This window comes from Serratia sp. (in: enterobacteria), from assembly GCF_046715635.1.
Taxonomy (GTDB): domain Bacteria; phylum Pseudomonadota; class Gammaproteobacteria; order Enterobacterales; family Enterobacteriaceae; genus Chania.
Genome location: NZ_JBKJYW010000281.1, coordinates 1 through 9,440, shown reverse-complemented (window position 1 = coordinate 9,440; position 9,440 = coordinate 1). Strand labels below are relative to the sequence as shown.

Sequence of the window (9,440 nt, the reverse complement as noted above, 5' to 3'; positions counted from 1 at the left end):
CTAAGCGCAGCGGTATCAAAGGTGGCGAACGGATGGAACGGGTTGCGCTTCAGGCTGGCACGTTCGGCGGCAGCCATCAGGAAACTGTGATCAAAATTGGCATTATGCGCCACGATGATCGCCCGGTTACACCCCTGATCTTTAAGGCCTTTACGTACGGCTTTGAAAATCGCATGCAGCGCATCATACTCACTCACTGCACCACGCAGTGGGTTATGTGGATCGATACCGTTGAAGGCCAGCGCTTCCGGTTGCAGGTTCGCCCCTTCAAACGGCTCAACATGAAAATGTAGCGTTTCATCTTGCTGTAACCAACCATTCTCATCCATTTTCAGCGTGACGGCGGCAATCTCTAGCAGCGCATCGGTCTGAGCGTGAAACCCGGCGGTTTCCACATCAATAACAACGGGATAAAACCCACGGAAACGGCCACTCAGGGCGTTAAGATCACTTTTTTCGGCCATCAGTTTCTTATCTTTAGCGAATTCAGCGCGCATTATGACAAATTTCTTGTCTTGGTGCAGCGGAGATAGAAAGCAGGGCGCAGGATGCGCCCTGGAGCAACCTCAGTTACCGAGGCCGTGACCTGCGTGCTTATTCTCGATCAGTTCGATTTTGTAACCGTCCGGATCTTCGACAAAGGCAATCACGGTGGTGCCGCCCTTGACTGGACCGGCTTCGCGGGTAACTTTGCCACCGGCCTGACGGATGTTGTCGCAGGTGGCAGCCACATCATCGACTCCCAGCGCCAGATGACCAAAGGCGGAGCCCATGTCGTAGCTGTCAACGCCCCAGTTATAGGTCAGCTCGATCACTGAGCCTTCGCTTTCATCGCTATAGCCCACGAAGGCCAACGAGTATTTGTACTCGGTATTTTCGCTGGTACGCAGTAAGCGCATGCCTAATACCTTGGTATAGAAGTCGATGGAGCGTTGCAGATCGCCGACACGGAGCATGGTATGGAGTAAGCGCATAATTTCCTCTGATTGGATATGCCGCGGCTGACGGCAGGTGACTTGAACAGCGTCAGACAGTATAGCCTTGTCGCATAAGGCATTTCAACGCGTGCGGTAGGTGGTGTAGTAGGTTACGGTGTCACAATGTTGATTGAGTAGGGGCGCTGCATGCTGCGCCCACCGACACACACTGTCATTATGATGAAGAATTTAGCGAAAACGCTATGGCATCTAAGATTGAAAAACTATAAGAAGGATCTTGCTTAGCTAATACACTAGTTATCTTATTTTTGCAGAGCTATTTACACCATGAAATTAAAATTGATAATGTTATTTGTTGCAACTTGTATTGTCGCCATTTACAGTGCATTAGAATATTAATGACTTTTATAAGGATGTATTTATGACATGGGTTTACCATCAGTATTCAGGCGAGTTATATCATGATGGAGTTCTTATTGCGCGTGGTTATAGCGGTAAGGGATTAAACAAGAATAATCCTTTATCTGAGTCGATGCGCGGGCAGGGGCCAATTCCTCGTGGGAGATATACCATCGGTGGTCATACCAATTCTAAAGGCCCAATGACAATAATTCTGGAACCTTCTGGCGGTAATCATATGTATGGTAGAGATGCCTTTAGAATTCACGGTGATAGTATTAGCGATCCGGGTAATGCCTCAGAGGGGTGTATCATTGTTGGTCCCTCCGCCCGAAGGGAAATCAAAAGTTCAATCGATAGGGAGTTGGTGGTAGAGTGATGAAAAATATACTTATTATTACACTTCTGGCTATGCCGAGCATTGGTTATGCATCATCAAGGGCGTTGGATTATTGCGCAGCGGTTGAATCTTGGGCAGCGCAGAAGACCATTGATAGCTTTGTTAACAAAAACCAAGAACTCGATCCGCAACGTGCCACATCATCTTTGTTGGTGAGAACTGCGCTTAAAGATAAAAGAGTTCCGGTTATGCTAGGAGATTGGGGCCAGCTATACACACAGACTATTAAAATCACCATACCTTTCGTTGGCAATAAGAAACCACCAATGACGGTAATCGCTTCAGCGATAATATCGGCTGAAGAGTGTTCACTGAGTGAGCCTTCATTTATCGAGATATCAAACCAGTAAGTCGATATATTTTAGTCTTGAGTAGTATTAATTACTGAAAAGCGTAAATAAAAAACGTACATGTCAGATCTGGCAACGATAATTGTCACCAAGAAAAAGCCGGTTAGAGTTTTTACTAACCGGCTGTAAATTTCAATTTCAATTCACTTACAGAGTTGGGTAATCGGTATACCCCTCGGCACCGCCGCCGTAGAAGAAATCGGTACGCTGCTCGTTGAGTGGAGCTTGTTGTTTAAAGCGCTCCACCAGATCTGGGTTGGCGATATAGCTGCGGCCAAAGGCGACGGCATCAATAAAGCCTTGGGCGATCAGCTCTTCCGCTTTCTCCGCCGTATAAGCACCCGCACCAATAATCACCCCTTGGAAGTGCGCTCTTACTGCATCGCGGAACGCGGTGGAGTAAGGCTTGCCACCGGCCCAATCCGGCTCGGAAATATGCAGGTAGGCGATACCGCGCTTGTTCAACTCTTCGATCAGATATAGCGCAGCTTCTTCCTGATCTTCACCGTTGTCCAGGCCATTGAACGGACCCAGCGGTGAGATACGGATGCCAACGCGATCGGCACCGATTTCAGCAATGCTGGCATCGACCACTTCCAGCGTCAGGCGGGTACGGTTTTCAATGCTGCCACCGTATTGGTCGGTACGTTGGTTGGAGGCCGGAGACATAAACTGGTGCAGCAGGTAACCGTGCGCGGCGTGCAGTTCAATATAGTCAAAACCGGCCTCTCGTGAGTTGGCCGCTGCCTGACGGAAATCGTTGACGATCCCCGGGATTTCGTTGGTTTCCAACGCGCGTGGGGTAGAGGTTGGTACACGCACCCAGGCGCCGGTTTCATCACGCACCGTGGTGCGGGTTTCGGCATTGATTGCTGAAGGCGCGACCGGAGCCTGCTGGTCTGGCTGCAAGCTGGAGTGGGAGATGCGGCCTACGTGCCACAGTTGCACAGCGATATGACCCTGTTTGTCATGTACCGCCTGGGTGATTTTTTTCCACGCGGCGATTTGTTCTGGGGTATGTAGACCGGGAGCTCCGGCATAACCTTTCGCCTGGAAAGAAATCTGGGTGGCCTCGGTGATCAGCAGGCCTGCGCTGGCGCGCTGTGCATAATACTCCGCCATTAACGGCGTTGGGATGTCACCAGGCTCGATGCTGCGCAGACGAGTCAGCGGGGCCATGAACACACGGTTGGGTAAGGTGGTGTGGCCAACTTTGAGTGGAGAGAACAGTTTTTCAATCTTCATAGTGCATCCTATAGTATTAGACCAGTCGACTAGTGATGATTAACAGTATCGCTAACCTGGCTTTCGGGTAAAAAAAGGGGGGTTATGGTTGCGCTGGGCGCAACAGTAATTCGATACTTTCCAGCGCACAGGTCAGTGGGGCGACCGAGTGGCGGATTTTAGCCCGCAACGATGCACCCAACCACAGCGAATACAGCGTTTCCGCCGTGGCCGCTGGGCTCATGGTGATAGCCAGTGAGCCTTCACGGATCCCGCGTTCTATCGCGTCTTGCAGATGACCAATCACGCGGCTGGTGCCCGCTTCCAACGCATGGCGCATAGGTTCAGAAAGATCGCTGACCTCTGCGGAAAGTTTCACCGCCAGGCAAGCGTTATGGCACTCACTGCGGCAGTGGAAACTGATAGCCTGTGCGTAATAACTTAATAACTGATTACGTGCATCGCTGCGGGTGTCGGTAAACAGCGTCTGCATTTGAGCGTCATAATGGGCAAAATAGCGTTGCAACATCGCTTCGCCGAAGGCTTCCTTCGAGCGAAAATAGTGATAGAACGACCCTTTGGGCACGCCAGCGGTAGCCAGCAACTCACTGAGGCCCATGCCGGTAAAGCCAAGGCGCAGGCTGAGGGTTTCGCCGGTAGCGAGCAGATGTTCTCGGGTATCCCCGTTGCAATTCGTCTGTTTTGTCATAATGAAAATGAGAATAATAGACCGATTGGTCTAGGTCAAGTCGCAGATAAAAAAACCGGGAAAAAATCCCGGCTGAGACGCCTAACATTTCGACCAACTTACATTTTATCGAGGTGCTGCATAAGACCTCATACCGTAGGGGCGCTGCATGCTGCGCCCGCCTAGTTGCGACAGCGCTGCAGAATATCCAGGTCGGGCTGATATTGCTGCGTCTGCACGTTTAGCATGCCTAACAGGGTGTGGAACAGATTATCCTGTGAAACCTTATCGGTCTGCGCCAAGGATTGCAGGCATTGGCGATTGATGCCGAAATTGCGTTCATAATCGGCCGACATCCACATCAGGAAAGGCACGTGGGTCTGCTGCGAAGGCGCGAACATATAAGGTGTACCATGCAGGTACATACCATTCTCCCCGAGCGACTCACCGTGATCGGAAAGATAGACCATCGCCGTATTGAATTTGCCACTGTATTGCTGCAACAGCTTGATGGTGCTGTCCAGCATGGCATCGGTGTACAGCAGCGAATTGTCGTAGGTATTCACCAGTTGCTCGTGGGTGCAGTCCTGGATCTGGTTGCTGTCACAGGTCGGTGAGAATTGACGTAATTCGGGCGTACTGCGGCGATAGTAGGCCGGGCCGTGGCTCCCCATCTGATGCAGAACGATCACACTATCCCCTTGCAGGCCGTTGATATAATCGTCCAGTTTATGCAGCAGCACATTATCCATGCAGACATCGCCGTTGCAATACTGTGAAAGTTTCAGCTTGGTCATGTCGATATGCGGGATACGATCGCAGGCACCCTTGCAACCGCCGTCATTTTCGCGCCACAACAGATTCACACTGGCATGAGCCATCACGTCCAGCAGGCCTTCCTGATGGGCGGCCAAGGTGGCGTCGTAATCGCCGCGTGGCATGTTGGAGAACATGCAGGGCACGGAGATAGCCGTTTCGGTACCGCAGGAACTGGCATTTTTGAAATAAACCACATGGTCCTGCTTCAAGCGGGGGTTGGTCTCCCTTGAGTAGCCACCTAGCGAAAAATTTTCTGCCCGGGCAGTTTCGCCGACCACCAGTATCACCAAGGTTTTCTTGGTCTGGCCGCTAATCACCGGACCTAGATGGGCATCTTCACCGATTTTGATCAGCGGCAGATTTTGGTGGAAATAACGGTGCTGAGCGTACTTGAGGGTGCCAGCCACAAAATTGCTTGGGGTGAGCATTTTCACCACGCTTTTATTGTTGCGGATCAGCGAGGCGTAATCTTGGTAGAATAACGCCGCAACCAGCAGGATCACCACCACGGAAAGCATCACGTTGGCCGCGCGCAGACCCAGCATATACCACCAGGGGCGGGTTTTATTGATGCGTACAAAGCAGATGAAAACGGCAGGCAAAATGCCTAGCAACAGCAGCCATAGCCCCATACGAGGGGTGAGCAACGCCGTCGCTTCCTGCGGGTTGGTCTCGAAGGCGTTCTGCATCATGTTGCCGTCGATCACCACGCCATAGCTGAACATAAAATAGTTGGCCGCTGCGCTGCCGAGTAGCAACAGAATAACCAGAGGTTTACGCAGAAAAGGGAGGGTCAGCACGCTGAAGATAATATTCAGGGAGCAAAAAATAACTATCGGCATGGTTGCCGCAAAAATAACGCTGTGTACGCTATCGAATGAGATATATGACCAGGCCTGGTGAATAAATAACAGGTTCTGGAAAATCGTGAAGAATAGGGCGCAAGCCAGGATAAAACCCAAGCTGTTGCATTGTAATAATTGACGTAAGCGCATTGCCAAATCTAGATCCTGCCATGATGTAATGCGCTGAAATTTACCAGACGAAACTTAAGATAACCTTAGAGGTAGTGGGCGATAGGTCAGCGGCTGCAACGATCACAGCCGCTTACGGACGATTAATAGGCGGCGGTAAACTGGGCCTTGATGAACTGCGGTTTTTCAACTTCGTCGATAATGGCGACGGCGAGGTCTTCCACCGAAATATTGGCCGGTGCATCACCCTTCATCAGTAATTGCGTGGTGCCCAACCGGAACTGGCCGGTACGCTTACCGGGTTCAAGCAATGCGGCAGGGGAAAGGTAGGTCCAATCCAACTGGGTTTCTTTTTTTAACGCATTACGCAAATCCCGTACCGCCTGGGCCCCTGGACGAATGTTTTCCGGGAACTGCGGGGTATCAACCAGCTCAATGCCCGGTGCCACTTCCAGGCTACCGGCACCGCCAACGTACAACAGGCGTTTAACACCGGATTGTTTCACCGCTGCCAGGATCTGCTGAGCACCTTTGGCGGTTTTCTCATACAGATCCGTTTCCGCCCAACCTGGATTATAGGCGCTGATCACGACGTCATGACCAGTTAACTGTTGTGCCAACCACGGGCCGTCGGCCACGTCACCCAAGGCGACGGTGAGATTGGCATTATCCGGCAGGTCTTTTTTCTGACGGGCGATGGCGGTCACTTGCAGGCCGCGGGCCAAAGCTTCATCCACTACGCGGCGGCCAACAAAACCGGTTGCTCCAATAATGACGACTTTCATAAGGTCTCTCCTGTGAAACATTGTTTAGCGGGTTGCCGTACCATTCAGTAGCGGCGCAGTAGAAATACTATAAGTCTTAACAATGCTGCTGATTAGTGCCATATTCATGCTTTCTTGATTAAGTAAAACTTCATAATCATGGACAAACTGAATCGAATGGCGGTATTTGCCACCGTGGTGGCCGAGGGATCCTTTGTTGCTGCTGCCCGTCGGCTAGAGATGACGCCCTCTGCGGTCAGCCAGCATATGCGATCGTTAGAAAAGTCGCTGGGGGTGCCGTTATTGCACCGTTCGACTCGCCGCTTGGCACTGACCGATGCGGGGGAGGCCTTTTATCCCGGCTGCGAAGCCATGTTGCAGGAAGCACAGCGCGCAGAGCAGCGGCTGGCAGAACTGCGGGATACGCTGGTGGGCGAACTGCGCATTGCCACCACCGTCGGGATCGGTAGCGGCCCCTTGGCGGAGGCTTTGGCTCCGTTGCTGCTGGCGCACCCAAAGCTGACGCTGCGCATTTTGGCAGACGACCAGGTAGTGGACATGATCGAGCAACGGGTGGATATCTCGCTGCGTGTGAATCTACAACTGGCAGATACCAACCTGATTGCACACCCATTGACTGCCTGGCCCATGGTGCTCTGTGCCGCGCCTCGTTATCTTAGCCAGCACGGCGTGCCAGAAACGCCTCAGGAACTGGTGCAACATCGCTGGATCACCGGTAGCGGTCACGGGCTACATCTCGACTTACATCACCACACGGGTGAAACATTCAAATTACGTCTGGCTTCGGGGCAGGTTGTCAGCGGTAGCATGAACGTGATCCGGGCCTTTACCCGCAATGGCCTGGGGATTTCCGGTCAACCGCTGTATGAGATTGGTGATGAACTGCGCCGGGGGGAATTAATCGCCCTGTTACCACAGTGGCGGCCAGCGCCCTATCGGTTGCATGCGCTGACTCTGGAACGGGTTCTGCCGGAGAAAACACGCCAGGCGCTGCACTATTTGCGCGATTATTTTCGCCGTCATGGGGAAAAGCCACTTGCCAATGGCACCGATGACGTCTTCAATTAGCATGACAATGCAGGAGGATGTGTGGCGCAGCAACTCGAGTTCTTTGATATCCCCAGCCCGTGCCGCGGCATTTGCCAGACCGATGAACGCGGCTATTGTCGTGGTTGCCTGCGCAGCCGCGAGGAGCGCTTTGGTTGGATGCAAATGACCGATGTCCAGAAAAAGGACGTCCTGCGCCTGTGTCGCCAGCGTTACCTGCGCTCACTACGTGCTGGCAAGCAGCCAGAAGAAATCCCGCCAGAGCAGCCTTCGCTGTTTTAAGCTTTATTTTTAATTTTCCCGATCTGCCGCACGTTAAGGCCGCTTTGGCGTTTCCTACGCCTTGGGCGCTTGTGTATGCTGACGTTAACTACTGTCATGAGGTTTAAAAATGCTGAATCGTATTAAGCTGGCACCACTTGGGCCTGAGTTCTCCCGCATGATTTGCGGCTACTGGCGTTTGATGGAGTGGGGCATGTCGCCGCAACAGTTGCTGACGTTTATCAAGCAACACGTTGAGTTGGGGGTGACCACGGCGGATCACGCGGATATTTATGGCGGCTATGACTGCGAACAGGCCTTTGGCGAAGCTATCAAGTTACAGCCCTCGGTGCGCCAGGGAATGGAACTGGTGTCGAAGTGCGGTATCGCGACCACCGCCAAGCCGGGTAACCCGATCGGGCATTACATTACCGATCGCGAGCATATCGTGCGCAGCGCAGAGCAGTCTTTATCGCACCTGCATACGGATTACCTGGATTTATTGTTGATCCATCGTCCCGATCCGTTGATGGAAGCCGATGAGGTAGCAGAAGCCTTTGTGGCGCTACATAAAACCGGCAAGGTGCGCCATTTCGGCGTTTCGAACTTTACGCCAGCCCAGTTTTCCTTATTGCAATCGCGTCTGCCGTTCTCAATGGTGACCAACCAGGTCGAGATATCCCCGATCTATCAGCCAGCGATCCTGGACGGCACTCTGGATCAATGCCAGCAGCTGCGTATCAAACCGATGGCCTGGTCTTGCCTGGGGGGCGGGCGGCTGTTCAGCGATGCTGAGTTCCAGCCGTTACGCGATGAACTGCAAACGGTGGCGCAAGAGATTGGTGCCGAAACTATTGAGCAGGTGGTGTATGCCTGGGTGATGCGTCTGCCTTCGGCACCGCTGCCAATCATCGGCTCCGGCAAGATCGAACGCGTACGTTCGGCCCTGAAGGCGCAAGAGTTGACGCTGAGTCGCCAGCAGTGGTTCCGCATTCGTAAAGCGGCTTTGGGTTACGACGTACCTTAAGTTGAGCTAGGTAAGGCTGGCAACGTGCCAGCCTGTGCCGCTACTTCACGTGCACAACGCTGAAGGTTTCGTTTTTATACGCCAAGGTGACAACTTGCACCCCTTGGCCTGGCTGCCATGAGTAGTCAGACAACCGTTTGTTAAAGAACGCATTCAGTATTAAAGGGTGGGTGAAAACGATCACCTTACCTTGGCTAAATATTCCTTTTAGTTATCAGTAAGATTGCAGCTTAGGAAATAACGGGTGCGGGTACCTTTGTGTTAATGCCACTCTCCGACGGAGGGTGGCAATATGCCAAGGAATAACGGGAGGAGGGTCACAGAATGTTATAATCGGATCGGTGGTTGCCCTGATTAATGGCTATTTGCCACTGTAGCATTATCTATTCGGTATATACTCCCTAAGGACTATAACTATCGCATGGAGATTGAGTGATGAAACGTTATTGGTGTGCGGCATTGGGTTTGATGGCCTGTGGCGTTGCGCAGGCGGCAACGGTTGATGTCGAAATGAATCTGGTGACCGGC

The 9,440-nt window shown here is 52.3% G+C and carries 11 protein-coding genes and 1 pseudogene; 6 read left to right on the top strand and 6 right to left on the bottom strand.

The window, feature by feature from the left end; all coding sequences use genetic code 11:
- Together rnt and gloA are read right to left on the bottom strand one after the other, a co-directional pair.
- Positions 1-497: ribonuclease T (rnt, locus tag ACLQ7H_RS13815; protein ID WP_411753163.1), on the bottom strand; the 497-nt coding region annotated here is incomplete at its 3' end.
- A gap of 69 nt (positions 498-566) precedes the next feature.
- Positions 567-974, bottom strand: a complete 408-nt coding sequence (gene gloA, locus ACLQ7H_RS13810) for a lactoylglutathione lyase (protein ID WP_021178093.1) — start codon at positions 972-974, stop codon at positions 567-569.
- A 385-nt stretch (positions 975-1,359) separates the two neighbouring features.
- Here gloA and ACLQ7H_RS13805 point away from each other — a divergent pair, with 385 nt between their 5' ends.
- Complete coding sequence (locus ACLQ7H_RS13805) at positions 1,360-1,716, top strand: tlde1 domain-containing protein (RefSeq protein WP_411753162.1); 357 nt, start codon at positions 1,360-1,362, stop codon at positions 1,714-1,716.
- Positions 1,716-2,087, top strand: a complete 372-nt coding sequence (locus ACLQ7H_RS13800; protein ID WP_411753161.1) for a hypothetical protein — start codon at positions 1,716-1,718, stop codon at positions 2,085-2,087. Before ACLQ7H_RS13805 ends, ACLQ7H_RS13800 begins: the two co-directional genes overlap by 1 nt.
- A gap of 147 nt (positions 2,088-2,234) precedes the next feature.
- On the opposite strand, the gene ACLQ7H_RS13795 is transcribed toward ACLQ7H_RS13800, so the two are convergent.
- From ACLQ7H_RS13795 to ACLQ7H_RS13780, 4 genes are all read right to left on the bottom strand, one after another.
- Positions 2,235-3,332, bottom strand: a complete 1,098-nt coding sequence (locus tag ACLQ7H_RS13795; RefSeq protein ID WP_411753160.1) for an alkene reductase — start codon at positions 3,330-3,332, stop codon at positions 2,235-2,237.
- A gap of 82 nt (positions 3,333-3,414) precedes the next feature.
- Positions 3,415-4,020, bottom strand: coding sequence for a TetR/AcrR family transcriptional regulator (locus ACLQ7H_RS13790; protein ID WP_411753159.1), 606 nt, complete (start codon positions 4,018-4,020; stop codon positions 3,415-3,417).
- A 161-nt stretch (positions 4,021-4,181) separates the two neighbouring features.
- Complete coding sequence (gene eptA / locus ACLQ7H_RS13785) at positions 4,182-5,813, bottom strand: phosphoethanolamine transferase EptA (RefSeq protein WP_411753158.1); 1,632 nt, start codon at positions 5,811-5,813, stop codon at positions 4,182-4,184.
- A 122-nt stretch (positions 5,814-5,935) separates the two neighbouring features.
- A complete protein-coding gene (locus tag ACLQ7H_RS13780) occupies positions 5,936-6,577 on the bottom strand; it encodes an NAD(P)-dependent oxidoreductase (protein WP_411753157.1) in 642 nt (213 codons plus the stop codon).
- A gap of 138 nt (positions 6,578-6,715) precedes the next feature.
- On the opposite strand from ACLQ7H_RS13780, the gene ACLQ7H_RS13775 reads away from it, so the two are divergent.
- The 4 genes and pseudogenes from ACLQ7H_RS13775 to ACLQ7H_RS13760 form a co-directional block, all read left to right on the top strand.
- A complete protein-coding gene (locus ACLQ7H_RS13775) occupies positions 6,716-7,645 on the top strand; it encodes a LysR substrate-binding domain-containing protein (RefSeq protein WP_411753156.1) in 930 nt (309 codons plus the stop codon).
- A 21-nt stretch (positions 7,646-7,666) separates the two neighbouring features.
- Positions 7,667-7,906, top strand: coding sequence for a DUF1289 domain-containing protein (locus ACLQ7H_RS13770; RefSeq protein WP_411753155.1), 240 nt, complete (start codon positions 7,667-7,669; stop codon positions 7,904-7,906).
- Between the two features lie 109 nt (positions 7,907-8,015).
- Complete coding sequence (locus ACLQ7H_RS13765) at positions 8,016-8,912, top strand: aldo/keto reductase family oxidoreductase (protein WP_411753154.1); 897 nt, start codon at positions 8,016-8,018, stop codon at positions 8,910-8,912.
- A 435-nt stretch (positions 8,913-9,347) separates the two neighbouring features.
- Positions 9,348-9,440 (top strand): annotated as a pseudogene (locus tag ACLQ7H_RS13760) (superoxide dismutase [Cu-Zn] SodC2); the annotation flags it as partial.

What these genes read in the sequence shown, in the direction of transcription:
- gloA (WP_021178093.1), bottom strand. Translation starts at nt 974, where the DNA reads ATGCGCTTACTCCATACCATGCTCCGTGTCGGCGATCTGCAACGCTCC.
- ACLQ7H_RS13805 (WP_411753162.1), top strand. Translation starts at nt 1,360, where the DNA reads ATGACATGGGTTTACCATCAGTATTCAGGCGAGTTATATCATGATGGA.
- ACLQ7H_RS13800 (WP_411753161.1), top strand. Translation starts at nt 1,716, where the DNA reads ATGAAAAATATACTTATTATTACACTTCTGGCTATGCCGAGCATTGGT.
- ACLQ7H_RS13795 (WP_411753160.1), bottom strand. Translation starts at nt 3,332, where the DNA reads ATGAAGATTGAAAAACTGTTCTCTCCACTCAAAGTTGGCCACACCACC.
- ACLQ7H_RS13790 (WP_411753159.1), bottom strand. Translation starts at nt 4,020, where the DNA reads ATGACAAAACAGACGAATTGCAACGGGGATACCCGAGAACATCTGCTC.
- eptA (WP_411753158.1), bottom strand. Translation starts at nt 5,813, where the DNA reads ATGCGCTTACGTCAATTATTACAATGCAACAGCTTGGGTTTTATCCTG.
- ACLQ7H_RS13780 (WP_411753157.1), bottom strand. Translation starts at nt 6,577, where the DNA reads ATGAAAGTCGTCATTATTGGAGCAACCGGTTTTGTTGGCCGCCGCGTA.
- ACLQ7H_RS13775 (WP_411753156.1), top strand. Translation starts at nt 6,716, where the DNA reads ATGGACAAACTGAATCGAATGGCGGTATTTGCCACCGTGGTGGCCGAG.
- ACLQ7H_RS13765 (WP_411753154.1), top strand. Translation starts at nt 8,016, where the DNA reads ATGCTGAATCGTATTAAGCTGGCACCACTTGGGCCTGAGTTCTCCCGC.